This is a genomic window from Streptococcus porci DSM 23759 (assembly GCF_000423765.1).
Taxonomy (GTDB): Bacteria; Bacillota; Bacilli; order Lactobacillales; family Streptococcaceae; genus Streptococcus; species Streptococcus porci.
The window spans coordinates 40,820-57,748 of sequence record NZ_AUIP01000018.1 but is presented as its reverse complement, the minus strand read 5'-3'; the positions used below and the strand labels follow the sequence as shown (position 1 = coordinate 57,748).

Genomic DNA, 16,929 nt, shown 5'->3' with positions numbered 1-16,929 from the left:
CATGGTATAGCCATGAACTTTCTCACCATTGACTAGAATGGCCACTTCTGAACTTGCCTTACTCACATCAATCCCAAAAACTGCACGCATGATATTACCTCTTTGTCTTGAATGATTCCTTGTTTTAGTGATGTCATTTTCAATACTCGACGTCTGGCGTCCCACATACTTTGATAACATTCTTTCTAAAACAGGTGTCTTGCCAGTTTTTGATGCGACGTCTAGCGTCAAAAGAGTTCTCGACTTAACAAGACACCTCTACTTTAACATAAAGAAAAAGTAGTGACTACTCTCTCCCGTCGGAGATTTCTTCACTACTAATCTTAGTATGTTTTTCAAGCTATCATCTTTTTTACTCATCACAATTGCAGACTCTGTCGGATTATATTTGACATTTCCCATCTTAACCTTGATATCTGGGAATTTTTCAGTAATCACCTTAACAGCGATAACCTGAGTATAGTAATCATTTGGAATAAAATCAGTACGACCTGTTGAGACGTCACGAAGATAAACATCATTGGTTACGTTGTCGTAAATAACTGGCTCTGCGCCCAATTTTTCAGCAATTTTCATAAAAGTCGTACCAGCACCACCACCTGCTTTCTTACCTTTCCAGTCAGAAAGGTCTTCTGCAGTGATCTTTGACGAACCGTCTTCACGGACAATCATGCCACTGACTGAATACTTGTAGGCTTCAGAAAGATTGTACTTTTCTTTACGTTCAGCCGTCGGCGTTAAGTTATTGACAGATACATCAACCTTACCAGAGTCAACAGAGGTCAGCGCTTCTGCAACACCAATCTCTTGATAGTCGATTTCAAGATTCAGACGTTTGCCAATTTCATTCATCATATCGATTTCGTAACCGACAAGCTCCTTATCGTCGTTATAGTACGAGGTTGGGAAAAGCGTTCCCGGCGTCGCGACTTTCAAGACCCCAACTTCTTTGATTTTATCAAATTGTGTTTGGCTAGTGCTTTTGCCCTGAGATGAACAAGAAGTCAATCCGATGGCAGAAAGCAGAGCTGCCGAGGTCAACAACTTCTTAAACATTATGATTCTCCTATTCTTAGCCGGTCTTTGACGACCAACTATTTCACTATATCACAAGGAAAAAGCTGACGCAAAAAATTGAACTGAAAATTAAACACGCTTACATTTTCAGCAAACCACTTTCTTCAATTTGCTCAGAAAGGGCTAAAAGCAAGTCCTCACGCCCCTTAGCCGACGTCAATTGAACCCCTATTGGCAGACCATCCTCACGTACAAAAGTCGGTAAAGAAATAGCTGGCTGCCCCGTCAGGTTTTGCAACTGAGTAAAAGGAGTCCAGGCCAAGCTGTCCGCAAACATCTCCCAAATTAAATCCTGTTGATCAGCTACGGAAAAACTATCCATATTTTTCAGATTTTCCTGCAAATCAGGTGACAGAGCGAATTGCCCATGCTTGGGTGCCACACTGGCTACTGTCGGTGTTAGGAGTAGGTCATAAGTCTTATGAAAGTCAGCCATAACCGCTCCATACCTATCCCAATCCTGCAAGACTTGTGAATAATGTTTAGCTGGAATCTTTTGTCCACTTTGATAAATAGCCCAAGTCATCAGCTCCATATCAGAGAGAGTCATGTCGCGACCAAAAGATTTTTCAATCTGGTCAAACATTTGAGCCGTCTCGACACTGTTCATGATGTAGTAAGATTTCATGACTTCCACACCATCAAGGATGTCTCGCTCAAGAGGAATCAGCTTATGACCTAGCTTAGTCAATTTGTCCACCATTTCCAGCACCGCCCATTTCGCTTCATCTGAAAGGACTGTCCCAATTGGAGACTCTAGACGGTAAGCTATGGTCAAAGGCTCCGCTATTTTTCTAAAAAGAGCGTCATGTGATAGCGTCGGTAGAGGAAAAGGACTCTCCAGTTGGCAAGTCTGCATGCCGTAAAGAAACTGCCGAGTGTCGCGAACAGACTTGGTCAGCGCAAAGTGGCTCGATGCCCCCTGCCAACCACGGTAAGAACCAGGCCCCACTGGCAGACGACCACGGCTAGGTTTGAGACCAATCAACCCATTGAAACTGGCGGGAATCCGAATGGAACCACCGCCATCAGAGGCTCCCGCTAGCTGAACCATACCTGAAGCCACCGCAGCTGCCGCACCTCCAGAAGAACCACCCGCGTTTCGGGTCTTGTCCTTAGGAAGATTGACCAAGCCATGCAACTGGCTATCTGAGATATTTTTAAAGCCAAATTCCGGTGTATTGGTCCGTCCTAAGATGATAAAGCCCAACTCCTCAATCTTTTTGGTGTAGTTGTCGTCTTGATTGGCATAATAGTTGGCAAAAAGTTTGGAGCCCGATGTTGATAACTGCCCAGCTTGATGTTGCCCTAAATCTTTAAGCAGGATAGGGACACCTGCAAAGGGAGCTGATAAGTCAATCAGGGCGTCAGCTTTTGCCAAAGCTTTCTCAAACTGCATCGAGACCACCGCCTTTAGCTCAGGATTTAACTCTTCAATCCTTTTGATACTTTCCAAGACCACTTCCCTAGCGGATACCTCACCTGTCTTAACAGCCTGAGCCTGCTCACTAGCGTCTTTAAAATCCATGACTTACCTCCTCTATCCTTTTCACTAGATTATCAGAAAGACAAAAAATCAGCAAGAGAATTTCCTGCTGATTTGCTCTTTAGATTTCCTCAAAAGCGTCTTTGACTTTATCGAAAAAACCTTTTTTCTTAGGATGGATATCCTTTAAGCCACTAGCTGCCGCAAAGGCTCTGAGTGCCTCTTTTTGTGCGTCATTGAGCTTGGTTGGGGTGACGATATTGACGGTCACGTGCTGGTCGCCTTGGGCGCCACCACGCAAGCGCGGTGCTCCCTTACCTTTGAGACGGAAAATCTTACCTGTTTGTGTCCCCGCAGGAATGGTCAGCTCGACGTTGCCGTGTACTGTTGGTACCTCCACGGTGTCCCCCAGAGCAGCTTGAACAAAATTCAAATCCAAGTTATAGAAGATTGTTGTCCCTTCACGGGTAAACTTATCACTAGGTTTCACATTGATGATGACAAAGAGGTCACCGTATGGACCACCGTTAAAGCCAGCATCTCCCTGACCTTGCAAGCGAATCTGTTGACCTGTTTCCACCCCAGCTGGAATTTTTACAGAAACTTGATGGGCACGTTTTTCGTGACCAGTACCACGACAGGTTTGACAAGGATCTTTGATTTCTTTCCCGAGACCATGACAGACGTCACAAGTCATTTGACGGCGCATCATACCGAGTGGCGTTTGGGTATCCACATTGATAACACCTTGCCCATGACAGCGACTGCAGGTTACTGGGCTAGTACCAGGTTTGCAGCCATTACCACCACAGGTATTACATGAGGCTTCACGTTGGTATTTGACCTCTTTTTCTGTCCCAAAAATCGCTTCTTCGAAAGTTAATTGGATAGAGTAGTTGAGGTCATCACCCTGACGAGGAGCATTGGGATTGCGCATCCCCCCTCCCCCACCAAAGAATGACGAGAAGATATCCTCAAATCCACCAAAACCACCAGCTCCTCCGAAGCCGTCAAATCCTCCACCGCCAAATCCTCCATTGGCTCCAGCAGGGCCGTACTGGTCATAGGCAGCACGTTTTTGTTCATCACCTAGTGTTTCGTAGGCTTCCTGAACTTCTTTATATTTTTGTTCTGCTCCAGCCTCTTTATTGATGTCTGGATGGTATTTTTTCGACATCTTACGGTAGGCTTTTTTGATTTCGTCCTGAGAGGCATTCTTAGAAACTCCCAGACGATCGTAATATTCTGTATTGTTCATAGTTTATGATACAAAAGGCGTTAAGAAAACCGTATGAAAATAGGAAACTGACGCAGTGTGTAAAACACACGAGGAAGTTTATCTTTTTCACTAGGTTTTCAGCCTGTGTTCGAATAAACGAACTTGTATTCCTTTCATTGAAATGTTGAAAGTAGCCCGTGTTCGATTACGAACACTTTCCTTTCTGTAAAATTAGTTAGGACCTTTTTCAAATGTTGCTTTGAACTCTTCAAATTCCTCGTCAGACAATTCGAAAATAAAGTCTTCCGCAGAGTAATCATCATTTTCTTTGAAGTACATAGTCGCATCTTCAACCAATCTTAGACTGGTAAGAACCTGACGTGAAAAGGCATTGACTGTAAAACCAGTTCCTGTGATAATATTCCCATCTTCACAGACTGGTAAGGGACGAAAATTTTCTCCAGGTAGAAAGTCAAAATAGTCCATGAAATTTTGCCAAATACCACCTGTATATAAGGTATTCTCCAATAATCCAGCCTTAGCAAGCAAGATCGGAGCAGAGGAAATCGCTGCAATTTTGATTGGCTTACCATCTAAGCCAGCCAGAAATCGAATGAGGTGCTCATCTCTCAAAGCCGGAGTGAAGTCAATCGTCCCTGGACAAAGAATACAATCATATTCCTCTATATTTACCTCTTCTAAGATTTTGTTAGCATGACAAGGTAGACCATCCTCCGAATAAATCGTTTCCGTAGTGGAAGCAATAAAATCAATCTTTCTCCCAAAATTCAACACCAATATGCTAGTCAAAGGAGCTATCTCATAAAGAGAAAAATTAGGATAAAGCAAACAAGCAATTTTTTTCATAAAAAACCTCCTCGTCAGCTATTTACCCAAAAACAGAGGCTGGGTTGCAACCTCTGTGATTGGAAATTTTATTGACGAATGATTTCTATTCTCGGGAAGGTGAGAATTGAGTTCGGGCTAAGAACTTCGGGAAAAAGATAACTTTCCAAATTCTAGATACTCAAAGAAATTCAAGACTAGGCTAGGCAACTGGACGAAGATTGAACTGGAGTTCATCGAGGAGAGTTAACGAAGCCTAGTGAAGAATTTCGAAGAGTACTACTTTTCAGTAAACTCGCCGTCTACAACATCATCGCCTGCGTTGTTGGCTGTTTGAGCACCTTCTTGGCCTGCGGCTGCTTGTTGTGCTGCTGCAGCTTGCTCGTAGAGTTTCACTGCAAGGGCTTGGGCTTTTTCGTTGAGGTTTTCAAGTTTAGCCTTCATATCGTCCAAGTTGTTAGCTTCTTGGGCTGCTTTCAACTCATCAAGGGCTGCTTGAGCTTGATCGCGTTCTGCGTCGAAACCTTTGCCCTCAGTTTCTTTGATAGTTTTTTCTGTGGCAAAGATAGCTTGGTCAACTTCGTTTTTGAGGTCAACTTCTTCTTTACGTTTTGCGTCCGCTTCAGCGTTAGCTTCAGCATCTTTCATCATACGCTCGATTTCTTCTTCTGAAAGACCATCGTTAGACTTGATAACGATTGTTTGCTCTTTTTGTGTACCAAGGTCTTTGGCTTTTACAGAAACGATACCGTTCTTGTCGATGTCAAATGTTACTTCGATTTGTGGAATACCACGAGGTGCTGCAGGGATGTCAGTCAATTGGAAGCGGCCAAGAGTCTTGTTGTCCGCTGCCATTGGACGCTCACCTTGAAGCACGTGGATGTCAACAGCTGGCTGGTTGTCCGCCGCAGTTGAGAAGACCTGTGATTTAGAAGTTGGGATCGTTGTGTTGCGGTCAATGAGTTTTGTAAAGACGCCACCCATTGTTTCGATACCAAGTGACAATGGTGTTACGTCAAGAAGGACAACGTCTTTCACATCACCAGTGATAACACCACCTTGGATTGCCGCACCCATAGCAACTACTTCGTCAGGGTTTACAGATTTGTTTGGCTCTTTACCAGTTTCAGCCTTAACAGCTTCTACAACGGCAGGGATACGAGTTGAACCACCAACAAGGATGACTTCGTCGATTTCTGACAAGCTGAGACCTGCATCTGAAAGAGCTTGACGAACAGGAATTTTTGTACGTTCTACAAGGTCGTAAGTCAATTCGTCAAATTTTGCACGAGTCAATGTCATTTCCAAGTGAAGCGGACCTGCTGCACCTGCAGTGATGAACGGCAAGCTGATTTGAGTTGATGTTACACCAGAAAGGTCTTTCTTAGCTTTTTCAGCCGCATCTTTCAAACGTTGAAGGGCCATCTTGTCAGCTGACAAGTCGATACCGTTTTCTTTCTTGAATTCAGCTACCATGTGGTCGATAATTTTTTGGTCAAAGTCGTCACCACCAAGCTTGTTGTCACCTGCTGTTGCAAGTACGTCAAAGACACCGTCACCTAGTTCAAGGATAGATACGTCGAAAGTACCTCCACCAAGGTCGAATACCAAGATTTTCTCGTCTTTGTCAGTCTTGTCCAAACCGTAAGCAAGGGCTGCTGCAGTTGGTTCGTTGACGATACGTTCTACTTCAAGACCAGCGATTTTACCAGCGTCTTTGGTTGCTTGACGTTGGGCATCGTTGAAGTAAGCAGGAACAGTGATAACGGCTTTAGTTACTTTTTCACCAAGGTACTCTTCAGCGTAGCCTTTCAAGTATTGAAGGATCATAGCTGAGATTTCTTGTGGTGTGTATTCTTTACCGTTTGCTGAAACTTTTTCAGAAGTTCCCATTTTTGATTTGATAGAGATGATAGTATCTGGGTTAGTTACTGCTTGGCGTTTTGCCGCATCACCAACGATGATTTCACCATTTTTGAAAGAAACAACAGATGGAGTTGTGCGGTTTCCTTCTGGGTTTGCGATGATTTTTGATTCAGTTCCTTCAAGAACTGCAACTGCTGAGTTTGTTGTACCTAAGTCAATACCGATAATTTTAGACATAATAATGATACCAAGAACACCGAAAATGCGACTGAAAATTAGAAAACCAAGGTAACATTCGATGAATGCAAGGCGGTTTATCTATTTTCCGAGCATTTCGTTCGGGTTCAAGTCCTTTCAAAAATTTAAATTTCTTAATGTAATATGCACTTCTTGAACAGTGCTGATTTTGCAAGCTATTAACTCACATTTTGCTTTTCAAGTAGTTTAACGACATTTCGGTCAGATTTTTATTCTTTTGGAAAATAGCAGAGCTATTTTTGCTAATCTTAGTTATAGACCACAACCATAGCTGGTCTCAGCAAACGTTCATGCAGTTTGTAGCCTTTTTGGAAGACTTGCGCAATCGTGTCTGCTGGGTGTTCATCATCAGCAGGTAAGGTTTGGACTGCCATGTGGAAGTTGTGGTCAAAGCTTTCCGTCGGAACTTCTTCAATGCCCTCTTCTTTCAGAGCCTGCACCAAACTTTCTTGCACCATTTCCAAACCTTTTTTGACATCATCTGTCAGACCTTCAACCTGCAGAGCACGCTCCAAGTTATCCAAACTTGGCAAGATTTTTTTGGCCAAATCCTGAGAACGATAACGTTGTAAGGTTTGACGTTCTTCGTTGGCGCGACGTTGGACATTTTGCATTTCAGCGTGCGCTCGGAGATACTTGTTTTCAAATTCTTCTGCACGCTCATTTGCCAAGTCCAATTCTGATTTTTCAGGAGTCTCGGGAGTTTGGTCTAGGACTTCCTCAGCCGTCTCAACTTCCTCGATAACTTCTTCATTTTTTGTTTCTTCTGACACTAGAAACCTCCTTTATCCATTTCATAATGGTTACTATTCAAATAACGGTAATAATCTGCCAATTTAGCCACCATAACCCGACTGATGATGTTGATGAGACTGACAACCCTACGGTAATCCATCTCGACTGGTCCAATCAAGCTCATCAGCGCCAAGCCCCTATAGGGAATGAGAAACTGATGACTGATAACCGTCAACTCCGACAATGCTGACTCTCTGCTTTCAGCCACTTGGATCTTAGTCATCTGGTCTTGGGAAATGGCAGAGCGAAGTTCCAGAGCTACTCTTTGCTCATTATCTAGGAACTGATAGGTAGCTAGGTCTGCATAGGCCAAGGCAGCAACTTTTCCATCGATAAAAATCGTTTCCTTAAAAAGCTGACTAAAAATGTAATCAAAGAGATCCAGAACATTATCAATGGTCTTGAAATACTTCTGAACTACCTGTGGAATCTCTGTTCTCAATTTATAGTGAATGTCCAGCACCGCTTTTCCCACAAAACGCTCATCAACCAAAGCTTTTAACGTCGCTAAATCGCTGGTCAAAAAGTTTTTGGGAATGGCGAACTGCACCGTCACAGGCTTGGACTCATCAAGAGTCAGAACCGCCAAAGCATCGTGGCTAGATAGCTGAACAATGTCAAAGCCTGTCAGCTTCTGACGCGTCGGCTCCACATCCTGAACAATAGCCGTGTAACCTGTCATCTCCGCCAACAGCCTACTTGCCACACCAAGAATATCTTCTAGCTTGAAAGCCTCAAAATCAAAGGCCTTGATGACCTGATAAACATCCTGCTCGTCAATGCTATCAAGATTGAGTGAGTGGGTGACAAAGTATTGAAACCCCGCTCGACTGGGCAAACGGCCACTGGAAGTGTGTGCTTTTTCAAGGAAACCTAGTTTTTCTAACTTAGCCATGTCATTTCTAATAGTCGCAGAGCTAGAAGAAATGAGTTCCTGCAAAGCCTTTGAGCCAACGGGCTCATGCGTCTGGGTAAACATCTGAACAATCAAATTCAAAATGTCATTCTGACGATCGGTTATCATGTAAGATGTCACCTCCTTCTGACTGAAGATTACTACTTGTAACCAAGACACCCGATTCTTTGGGTGATTAGCACTCTTATCATACGAGTGCTAACTCATGACTCTATTATACCCCTTTTTGACCTGATGTCAACAAAATTAGCACTCTTTTTTCAAGAGTGCTAAAAATCAGTCTCAAGTCCTATAAACATCTTCTAGGATATCGGGTCAGATAAAATCACAATAATCCATTAATTAAATTATGACCAGGTGATTTTTTGGGAGCAGTGGCTAGACAATTTCGTAAAGAATAATCTACTTCAAAGATATTTCTGCAGAATCTATTTTAGCTAAAAAAGATAAACAACCGTAACGACACACCTATTTTATCAATAGAAAATAAACATAGACATTATTTTTTAATGGTTTTTGAAAATGGAGTCTTATGCGTTTTAATGAAGTTTTCAAGCCAACCTCCTTCATTACTATCTTCCGAATCCCCTTCTGTTGAGTCGTTTAAATCAACATCATCTTCATTATCATCTGGAATGTCTACTTTCCCAAAAAGAACTACTTTATCTTTAGTCCCAGCACTTACTGAACTATGTGTGCTGATGGCATTGCTAAAAAATAAAGCTACTAGTCCTAAAATTATAACACTACTTAATATCAAAAATTTTTTCATTGTTATTTCCTCCAAGATAAATTATGGTTGTATAGTGAAGTAATAAAACTTACAAGTATTATCTTACAGGAAATATTGGTTGACTTAAAAATCGTTACATATCTGTAATTTTGTTGATTTCCTTATCTATCTGATGAATCAAATCATAACAATCTAAAAATTTAGCAACATACAGGCATTCCTTCATTATTTCTAAACCACGATTATTCCCATTCATGTAGGACAAGCGTGCTTTTAGGAGCTTAAGCAGCAAGCGATCCCGCATATTCTTTTCCATGATATTGACAGAGTCAAGAATTTTGAGAAAGCGAATCGCAGCAATCTCCTCTCCCCTATCTAACAAACTACTCGAAACATTGATGAGCACCTTATAGACATTATCTCTGTTTTCTGTGATGTCCATATAAAACTTTGTTCGATTGAGAACTTCCATTCCCAGAACTTCCAACATCTTGCTAGGAAGACCTCTGCTACAATTTCCGAAAATCCAGAGTTCAAATTTCCCCCAATCACCTATAGACATTAGATAATCTGCGAGAATAGCCTTTTCTTCATCTGAAACATCATAATCAGGATCACACCATTGTTGTTTAAAGATGTGAAAGGCAGCGACCATAACTCTGTCAAACGGGCGACCATCTTTTTCATACTCCGCGTGGTGTTGTAAAATTCTTTTATCCATATACTGTGTATTATGGCTATAGACCGCACGGACAAATTCCTCTGATGAAAACAAATTATCTATCTGAAAGTAGGACTGGTAGAGGGTAGAAAATTCGCCCTCTACCACATTCATCCGTCTCAAGCAATTAAAAAATGTATCTACAGAAAGATTGCTCTTTCCGTTTTCAAAGCGTGATAACTGAGCAGGTGTCACGAAATCACCAGCTACTTCTTTTAGAGACATATTTTTTGATTCACGAATGAGTTTAAAAATTTTTCCGTAAGTTCCCATTATATTCTCCACGCGTTACATTTATGTAACGAAATTTGCTAACTTTTGAATCTAGTATATCATAGATTTATCATTTTTTTATAGAAAGGCAGGTAGTTATGTCATCTCTCTTATCTACCCAAGAATTATCAAAGCAATATGGGAAACAAAAGGCCGTTCATCAGGTTTCTTTAACGATTAATAAAGGTGAAATCTGTGGCTTAGTCGGTGAAAATGGTGCTGGGAAAACAACGCTTCTCAGAATGTTATCAGGCCTCATAGCCCAAACTTCAGGTACCATTACTATCTCAAAAGATTGTCGTATTGGAGCTTTAATTGAATCCCCTGCTCTACAACCCAATTTATCTGCGATCGATAATCTTCGTTACATGGCTCTACAATTAAACCTTAAGCAAGCTGATGAAAAAATCTTAGAGACATTAGCAATTGTCGGTTTAGAGGATGTGGATCCTAAGAAAAAATCCAAAGATTTTTCATTGGGAATGCATCAACGTTTAGCCATTGCCTTAGCTATCCTAGATGACCCTGATTTTTTAATCCTAGACGAACCGATTAATGGTCTTGACCCTGTTGGAATCAAAGAGATGAGAAGTATTATTTTAAATCTTCGAAATCAATATGGGATGACCATCCTTATCTCCAGTCATATCCTATCAGAGCTTGAGATGGTAGTTGATCGCTACATTATTATGCATAAAGGCCTTGTTGTCAAAGAATTCTCAAAACAAGAACTTGAACAAACTTTAGAGGAACAACTCTATCTACAAACGAACAACCATCCTAAGACCTTGATCGTCCTTGAAGAAAAGGGCATCGCTTACAAAATAGATAAAGATTATATCAGTCTGTCATCAGATACGACTGTTATGAGCCTCATTCATCTCTTGATAAACCATGAGATTGAGGTCAAAGAAATTTTTAAACAACAAATGTCATTTGAAGATTATTACCTGACATTGCTTCAAGAAGGAGAAGAGCATGATACATTACTTTAAAGCTGATTTATTTAAGATTCAAAAAGAACAGAGATTAACAATTTCATTGGGAATCTTGGCTTTACTGTCCTTTTTATCCGCTTTTTTGTTGCACGGCAACGAAGACTTCACTAGCTCTCTGATTCAATTGCTTTCTCAATTTATCACACTATTTTTTATCGTCCCGACAAACCTATTCTTTGGAGAAGATTTTACTTACCGTACCATCAATCATATTATTATCAAGCAACAAACAAGAAAAGGAGTATTTTTCTATAAAGTCTTAGCAACCCTTGTGCTAGATCTCGCTTATATCCTTCTAGCCTATTTATTGAGTAGCAGTGTTGGCTTACTTCTGGGTGATCCTGTTGATTTTGCAGTGATAATACAAAGTTTCATTGCTCAAACACCTTTATTTATCTGTATCTCTCTGTTATCCATCCTGATATTTGTCAAGTCCAATAAGGTCAATCAAGCCTATCTTGCCTTTAGTTTAATGAGCCTTCTTTTTGACAATGTCACCAACCTTATTACTAGTAACCTACTCCATATGACATTACCAACAGATTATTTTCTATTCCTTTCCCTCCAACAAGGGGAAAATATTTCAAGGCTATCCATGGGTGTTAGCTTTATGGCTACTATACTATATCTCTATCTGAGTTACTTTATCTTCAGCAGGAAAGAGTTAAAATGATGTAACTTAGATTTCATATATAAAAAACAGGTATGTCACACATCCGAAAAAACGTATGACATACCTGTTTTCATTTCACATTTATTTCCCTTGGGCAATCAATTCTGCTCCACGTTTTCGGTAGGAAAGATCCCCAACCGCTTCAATCAAGAGCTTGCCATTTTCGTATTTGAGGACGGTAATTGAACCGTTGTCGAGGAAAACATTAGCCCCACGCTCTGGCTCTAACAAATGAGCCAATGTTGCAATGGTCATACCGTGGCTGACCACAAGGGCATTGCCTCCGCCTTGTTTTTCCAAGTCTTGAGCGATGGATTCAAAACCTGTTAAGATGCGGTTGCTCAAGACCTCCCAAGATTCCGCCCAGCCAGCGGTGTCTGCTTCTTGGATACCTGCTGCGATTTCCGCAAAGGACATGCCTGTCGCATCGACTGTCCCTTTCAAACGAGGCAAGACGCCTTGGAAAAGCTCGGCATCATACATACCCTCAAAACTACCGAAACACCATTCACGGATACGCTTGTCTTGGTAGTAAGGGATTTTTCCTAAAATTCCCAACTCACGCTGGGCAATGGTCATGGTCTGAACGGTTCGCCCTAGATCACTAGATACGGCTAGTTTAAAATCAAGGCCCGCATCCTTGAGCCCCAAGCCCAATTCACGAATCCCTTCCTCACCAGCCTTGGTCAGCGGCGTATCACACCAGCCCTGCACGCGCCCGATGGTATTAAACATGGTCTTGCCGTGTCGTGCAATAAATAAACGTGTTGTCATCTTTCAGATATGGAGTCTGATTTAACTTACCCTTATAAAATAAGAAAATCAAAACCAGCCTTTCTATATACTTATTAATCTAGTTTACCACAAAATGATTTCAAAAGAAAAAACGAACCTATTTCTAGGTCCGATTGAGCCTCTATTCTGCTACGATTAACATTGATTTAATAGCTTTACGATCTGCCATATCTTGGTAAGCTTGGTTGACGTCATCAAGTTTGTAAGTGTGGGTGAAAACCTTACCCGGATTAATCTCGCCATCAAGGACAGCTTTCAAAAGTCCGCCTTTAACATAAGTTGTCACAGAAGCCGATCCTCCTCCAAAAGAAATGTTCTGGGCAAAGGTTGAACCGATAGGACGGTTGTTATAGTGAGGCACTCCCACGTAACCAACACGACCACCATTATGGAGAACACCAAGCGCCTGTTCAATAGCCGTTTCGGTCCCCACACATTCAAGTGCTGCATCTGCGCCACCGCCTAGAATCTCACGAACCTCAGCAATGCCTTCCTCACCGCGTTCAGCTACGACAGCGGTAGCTCCTAGCTCAAGTGCTAGTTTCTGACGGTCTTCATGTCGACTCATCATAACAATCTGAGAAGCTCCGCGCATCTTTGCCGCAATAACCGCACACTGACCAACGGCACCATCGCCGATAACAACCACCTTGTCGCCTTTTTCCACCTGAGCTACACGCGCAGCATGGTAGCCTGTCGGCATAACATCAGCTAGAGTCAGGAGGGACTTAATCATGCCTTCTGAGTAATCCGACGGCTGACCAGGAATCTTAATCAGCGCCCAGTTGCCATAGTGAAAACGCAGATACTCCGCCTGAAAACCTCCGCCCCAATTAGTTGGTACAGGATGATTGTCACAGGTACCGTCAAAGCCAGCACGACAAGCCGCACAATCGCCACAGCCATGGGTAAAAGGAGCAATGACAAAGTCACCCGGCACCAAAGTTGTGATATCAGGACCAACCTCCTCAACAACGGCAAGTGCTTCATGACCAGAATTGTTAGTATGATTATCACGCGCATCACCGTGCGAATAAGACCAAAGGTCATAACCACAGACACAGGCACGTACAATGCGCAAAATCACATCATCACCAGCCTGAATAGTCGGCTTAGCGACCTCTTCAATAATCATAGAACCAGCTTTTTCAAAAATCGCAGTTTTCATAAAATAAGATACCTAAGGGATGAGCAGAACCACAAAAATAGGAAATCGAACGTTGACTCTGGCGTCAAGGAAGATTTATCTTATGATGCAGTCGCTATCCCTGATTCAATTACCGCCAAACAGAAGGACAGTAGAATCTTTCCTTTCCCTTTAATGATACTCTTATTATACATCTTTTCGAGAAGTCTGACTGATTTTTTAATGAAACACTACAAACAAATATCTGTAACTTTCTTATTTTTTCACAATCATATCCAAAACTTGTTGAATCTTGGCTTCTTGTTCTTCTGGGTTATCCACAGGATTTTCCATCACTTGGTTGATTTTATTTCCGATAACAAGACCTAGTGTACGGTTGATACTAGAGCGAACGGCAGTCAGTTGGGTCACGATATCGATACACTCTTGTTCATCTTCAATCATTTTTTGAATACCTCTAAGTTGTCCTTCGGCACGTTTAAGGCGGTTTAAAATATCTTTTTTCTCTGTTTTCATAGGAACCTCCATTTTCTTTAATTATACCAGCAGGGGGTATCTTTGTCAAATAATTATTCCCCTTCAATCTTTCCATTTGACAGTATTCTTTTGAATGTGATATCATCTATATATACCTATAGGGGTATCTAGAGAGGGAGGAAATCATGTTTCGTTTTCTAAAAAAACTATTTTCACAGAAGATAGAATCCATAACGACAAAGGAGCTTGAGCATCTTTTAAAAGATAAAAAGATAAGACTGCTTGATGTTCGTAGTCAACAAGAATACCATAGGGGGCATATTAAGGAAGCCCGAAATCTCCCGCTGAATCGCCTGAAATCTTATCAAGCCCCTAAGTCTAATCCAGTCTATATCATCTGTCAATCAGGTATGCGTAGTAAGCGCGCCGCAAACATTCTAAGTCAAAAAGGCTACCAAGTCGTCAACGTTTCTGGCGGCATGTCAGCTTACACAAGAAAAATCATTGGAGGAAAATAAGATGAAAATTATTATCGTTGGTGGTGTTGCTGGGGGTATGTCAGCAGCTACACGTCTTCGCCGTCTCATGGAAGAGGCTGAAATTATTGTTTTTGACAAGGGGCCTTTTGTTTCCTTTGCTAACTGTGGTCTTCCTTTCCACGTTTCTGGGGAAATAGCAGAGCGTTCTAGTCTATTGGTTCAGACTCCAGAACGCCTAAAGGCACGTTTTGAACTGGATGTTCGTCCAGAGACAAAAGTTCTCTCTATCGATCCAGTCAAAAAAGAGGTTACTGTTCGTCATCAAGACAAGACTTACAGTGAAAATTATGACAAGCTCATCTTGTCACCAGGAGCTAAACCCTTTGTACCACCGATGGAAGGCTTGGATGAAGCAAACAATATCTTCACCCTTCGCAACATTCCAGATTTGGACAAAATCATGGATAAATTAGAAACGGTTACCAGTGGAAATGCTACGGTTATTGGGGCAGGTTTCATCGGTCTTGAAATGGCAGAAGCACTTGCTAAAAAAGGGTTGTCAGTTACTATTGTGGAGAAAACTCCGCATGTCTTGCCACCATTAGATGAAGAAATGGCTGCCTTTGTTCAGGCTGAATTGCTTGCTAATGGCATTCGCGTCATCACTGGTCAATCTGCTCAAGTCTTCAAGGAAGAGGGACACTCTATCCTTCTCGAAGATGACACAGTCCTTGAATCAGACATTACCATTCTATCAGTAGGCGTTCAGCCGGAAAATGATTTGGCTAAGTCAGCAGGTGTCGAACTTGGTCTTCGTGGTGGTATCTTGGTAGATGAGAACTACCAAACTAGCCAAGCTGACATCTACGCGGTGGGGGATGCCATTGTGGTTAAGAATCAGATTACTGGTCAAGATGCTCTCATTTCTCTTGCTAATCCAGCCAACCGTCAAGGTCGTCAGGTGGCAGATGTCATTGCTGGTCAAGATCGTGACAACAAGGGTGCTATCGGGACTGCAATCGTTCGCGCCTTCAATGTGGCAGCAGCTTCAGCCGGACTAAGCGAACGTGTGGCTCGTCAAACTTTTGCTGATGTGGCTGTTGTTCATACGACAGGAAATGACCATGCTAGCTACTATCCAGGAGCTACTGGCATTACCATGAAGTTAGTCTTCAATCCTAAGACGGGTGCTATTTACGGTGCTCAGGCTGTTGGTCAAAAAGGTGTGGATAAACGTATCGATATCCTTGCTACAGCTATCAAGGCTGGTCTTACTATCTTTGATTTGCCAGAATTGGAGTTTACTTATACACCGCCATTTGGTTCAGCTAAAGATCCTGTCAATATGATTGGTTATGCGGCGATTAACCTGGCTGAAGGACTCAGTGATAGTGTTCAATGGTATGAGCTCAAAGAAGAGTTGGCTAAAGGCAAAATCTTGCTTGATGTCCGCACAGCTTCTGAAGTCGCTAATGGGCGTTTCTCTGATGCTGTCAACATTCCACTTGATGATTTACGCTCGCGCCTAGCTGAGCTGGATGCTGACAAAGAGTACATCGTCAGCTGTCACAGTGGCTTACGTTCTTACTTAGCAGAGCGAATTCTCAAACAAAAAGGCTTTAAAGTTGCTAACTTAGATGGAGCCTACTCACTTTACAATACGGTTAGACCAGAGGAGATTATTCATGACTAAAAACATTTCAATCGCTGAATTGCAAGATTTGCTTGCTCAAGCCAGGGTTCATTTGGTGGATGTTCGCGAAGCTGACGAGTTTGCAGCAGGTCATGTTCCAGGTGCAGTCAACCTGCCCTTAAGCGAAATTGCTGGACGCTACACAGAATTGGCAACAGACAAATCCTATCACATCATCTGCCAAATGGGCGGACGTTCGGCCCAAGCCTGCGCTTTCCTAGACGCACAGGGTTACCATGTCACAAATGTCAATGGTGGCACAGCTGCTTGGACAGGCTTTTTGGAAAAATAGCACACGAAAACCACCATTAAAGCGGTGGTTTTTACGTTAGGAAAATGCTACAATCTAGCTGAAGAACACGGTTCAGATTAACGCTAACCTTGCCTCAATTAACGTTTTCAAAAGACCATCCTGATAGGAATTGCAACCGACAGTTGACAAATTGAAAAGTAAACGGTATAGATTGCAACTGCAGA

General features: G+C 42.1%; 17 protein-coding genes and 1 pseudogene. 5 read left to right on the top strand and 13 right to left on the bottom strand.

Translation table 11 applies throughout. The annotated features are described in order from the left end of the window. From G576_RS13320 to G576_RS0108215, 10 genes and pseudogenes are all read right to left on the bottom strand, one after another. On the bottom strand, positions 1-180 hold a 180-nt coding region (locus G576_RS13320), incomplete at its 3' end, for a hypothetical protein (protein ID WP_425423377.1). 129 nt (positions 181-309) lie between these two features. Continuing rightward, positions 310-1,056 (bottom strand): annotated as a pseudogene (locus tag G576_RS12570) (transporter substrate-binding domain-containing protein); the annotation flags it as partial. Positions 1,057-1,156: 100 nt separating this feature from the next. Further along, complete coding sequence (locus G576_RS0108250; protein ID WP_027974203.1) at positions 1,157-2,605, bottom strand: amidase; 1,449 nt, start codon at positions 2,603-2,605, stop codon at positions 1,157-1,159. A gap of 79 nt (positions 2,606-2,684) precedes the next feature. Then, on the bottom strand, positions 2,685-3,821 hold the full coding sequence (dnaJ, locus tag G576_RS0108245; protein WP_027974202.1) for a molecular chaperone DnaJ: 1,137 nt from the start codon (positions 3,819-3,821) through the stop codon (positions 2,685-2,687). 192 nt (positions 3,822-4,013) lie between these two features. Continuing rightward, positions 4,014-4,649, bottom strand: a complete 636-nt coding sequence (locus tag G576_RS0108240) for a DJ-1/PfpI family protein (protein ID WP_027974201.1) — start codon at positions 4,647-4,649, stop codon at positions 4,014-4,016. 258 nt (positions 4,650-4,907) lie between these two features. After that, a complete protein-coding gene (gene dnaK / locus G576_RS0108235; protein ID WP_027974200.1) occupies positions 4,908-6,731 on the bottom strand; it encodes a molecular chaperone DnaK in 1,824 nt (607 codons plus the stop codon). A gap of 269 nt (positions 6,732-7,000) precedes the next feature. Further along, complete coding sequence (gene grpE / locus G576_RS0108230; RefSeq protein ID WP_027974199.1) at positions 7,001-7,525, bottom strand: nucleotide exchange factor GrpE; 525 nt, start codon at positions 7,523-7,525, stop codon at positions 7,001-7,003. After that, the gene (gene hrcA, locus G576_RS0108225) at positions 7,525-8,571 is read right to left on the bottom strand and encodes a heat-inducible transcriptional repressor HrcA (protein ID WP_027974198.1); all 1,047 of its coding nucleotides are present in this window, start codon (positions 8,569-8,571) and stop codon (positions 7,525-7,527) included. Before hrcA ends, grpE begins: the two co-directional genes overlap by 1 nt. A gap of 391 nt (positions 8,572-8,962) precedes the next feature. Continuing rightward, positions 8,963-9,235: a hypothetical protein gene (locus G576_RS0108220; RefSeq protein ID WP_037618781.1), complete on the bottom strand. Its 273-nt coding sequence runs from the start codon at positions 9,233-9,235 to the stop codon at positions 8,963-8,965. Between the two features lie 94 nt (positions 9,236-9,329). Beyond that, positions 9,330-10,190: an Rgg/GadR/MutR family transcriptional regulator gene (locus tag G576_RS0108215; protein WP_027974196.1), complete on the bottom strand. Its 861-nt coding sequence runs from the start codon at positions 10,188-10,190 to the stop codon at positions 9,330-9,332. A gap of 98 nt (positions 10,191-10,288) precedes the next feature. Between G576_RS0108215 and G576_RS0108210 the strand changes: the two genes are divergently transcribed. Together G576_RS0108210 and G576_RS0108205 are read left to right on the top strand one after the other, a co-directional pair. Beyond that, entirely contained in the window at positions 10,289-11,185 is an 897-nt protein-coding gene (locus tag G576_RS0108210; RefSeq protein WP_027974195.1) for an ATP-binding cassette domain-containing protein, read from the top strand. Then, on the top strand, positions 11,169-11,861 hold the full coding sequence (locus G576_RS0108205; RefSeq protein ID WP_027974194.1) for an ABC transporter permease: 693 nt from the start codon (positions 11,169-11,171) through the stop codon (positions 11,859-11,861). Before G576_RS0108210 ends, G576_RS0108205 begins: the two co-directional genes overlap by 17 nt. 81 nt (positions 11,862-11,942) lie before the next feature. Here the strand turns inward: G576_RS0108205 and G576_RS0108200 are convergent, their stop codons facing one another. The 3 genes from G576_RS0108200 to G576_RS0108190 form a co-directional block, all read right to left on the bottom strand. Beyond that, positions 11,943-12,635, bottom strand: a complete 693-nt coding sequence (locus tag G576_RS0108200) for a histidine phosphatase family protein (protein WP_027974193.1) — start codon at positions 12,633-12,635, stop codon at positions 11,943-11,945. Positions 12,636-12,777: 142 nt separating this feature from the next. Continuing rightward, positions 12,778-13,824, bottom strand: coding sequence for a zinc-binding dehydrogenase (locus G576_RS0108195; RefSeq protein WP_027974192.1), 1,047 nt, complete (start codon positions 13,822-13,824; stop codon positions 12,778-12,780). 234 nt (positions 13,825-14,058) lie between these two features. Then, positions 14,059-14,319, bottom strand: a complete 261-nt coding sequence (locus G576_RS0108190; RefSeq protein ID WP_027974191.1) for a metal-sensitive transcriptional regulator — start codon at positions 14,317-14,319, stop codon at positions 14,059-14,061. Positions 14,320-14,465: 146 nt separating this feature from the next. Here G576_RS0108190 and G576_RS0108185 point away from each other — a divergent pair, with 146 nt between their 5' ends. Genes G576_RS0108185 through G576_RS0108175 form a run of 3 tightly spaced genes read left to right on the top strand, consistent with a single transcriptional unit; the run spans position 14,466 to position 16,744 of the window. Further along, positions 14,466-14,798 (top strand): rhodanese-like domain-containing protein, encoded by a 333-nt coding sequence (locus tag G576_RS0108185; RefSeq protein ID WP_027974190.1) that lies wholly within the window; start codon positions 14,466-14,468, stop codon positions 14,796-14,798. A gap of 1 nt (position 14,799) precedes the next feature. After that, entirely contained in the window at positions 14,800-16,452 is a 1,653-nt protein-coding gene (locus G576_RS0108180; protein ID WP_027974189.1) for an FAD-dependent oxidoreductase, read from the top strand. Further along, positions 16,445-16,744 (top strand): rhodanese-like domain-containing protein, encoded by a 300-nt coding sequence (locus G576_RS0108175; protein ID WP_027974188.1) that lies wholly within the window; start codon positions 16,445-16,447, stop codon positions 16,742-16,744. The genes G576_RS0108180 and G576_RS0108175 overlap by 8 nt, the downstream gene beginning before the upstream one ends. The last annotated feature ends 185 nt before the right edge of the window (positions 16,745-16,929 follow it).

Excerpts from the sequence above, each read along its gene's own strand:
- G576_RS0108250 (WP_027974203.1), bottom strand. The coding sequence starts at position 2,605 with ATGGATTTTAAAGACGCTAGTGAGCAGGCTCAGGCTGTTAAGACAGGT.
- dnaJ (WP_027974202.1), bottom strand. The coding sequence starts at position 3,821 with ATGAACAATACAGAATATTACGATCGTCTGGGAGTTTCTAAGAATGCC.
- G576_RS0108240 (WP_027974201.1), bottom strand. The coding sequence starts at position 4,649 with ATGAAAAAAATTGCTTGTTTGCTTTATCCTAATTTTTCTCTTTATGAG.
- dnaK (WP_027974200.1), bottom strand. The coding sequence starts at position 6,731 with ATGTCTAAAATTATCGGTATTGACTTAGGTACAACAAACTCAGCAGTT.
- hrcA (WP_027974198.1), bottom strand. The coding sequence starts at position 8,571 with ATGATAACCGATCGTCAGAATGACATTTTGAATTTGATTGTTCAGATG.
- G576_RS0108220 (WP_037618781.1), bottom strand. The coding sequence starts at position 9,235 with ATGAAAAAATTTTTGATATTAAGTAGTGTTATAATTTTAGGACTAGTA.
- G576_RS0108215 (WP_027974196.1), bottom strand. The coding sequence starts at position 10,190 with ATGGGAACTTACGGAAAAATTTTTAAACTCATTCGTGAATCAAAAAAT.
- G576_RS0108210 (WP_027974195.1), top strand. The coding sequence starts at position 10,289 with ATGTCATCTCTCTTATCTACCCAAGAATTATCAAAGCAATATGGGAAA.
- G576_RS0108205 (WP_027974194.1), top strand. The coding sequence starts at position 11,169 with ATGATACATTACTTTAAAGCTGATTTATTTAAGATTCAAAAAGAACAG.
- G576_RS0108200 (WP_027974193.1), bottom strand. The coding sequence starts at position 12,635 with ATGACAACACGTTTATTTATTGCACGACACGGCAAGACCATGTTTAAT.
- G576_RS0108195 (WP_027974192.1), bottom strand. The coding sequence starts at position 13,824 with ATGAAAACTGCGATTTTTGAAAAAGCTGGTTCTATGATTATTGAAGAG.
- G576_RS0108190 (WP_027974191.1), bottom strand. The coding sequence starts at position 14,319 with ATGAAAACAGAGAAAAAAGATATTTTAAACCGCCTTAAACGTGCCGAA.
- G576_RS0108185 (WP_027974190.1), top strand. The coding sequence starts at position 14,466 with ATGTTTCGTTTTCTAAAAAAACTATTTTCACAGAAGATAGAATCCATA.
- G576_RS0108180 (WP_027974189.1), top strand. The coding sequence starts at position 14,800 with ATGAAAATTATTATCGTTGGTGGTGTTGCTGGGGGTATGTCAGCAGCT.
- G576_RS0108175 (WP_027974188.1), top strand. The coding sequence starts at position 16,445 with ATGACTAAAAACATTTCAATCGCTGAATTGCAAGATTTGCTTGCTCAA.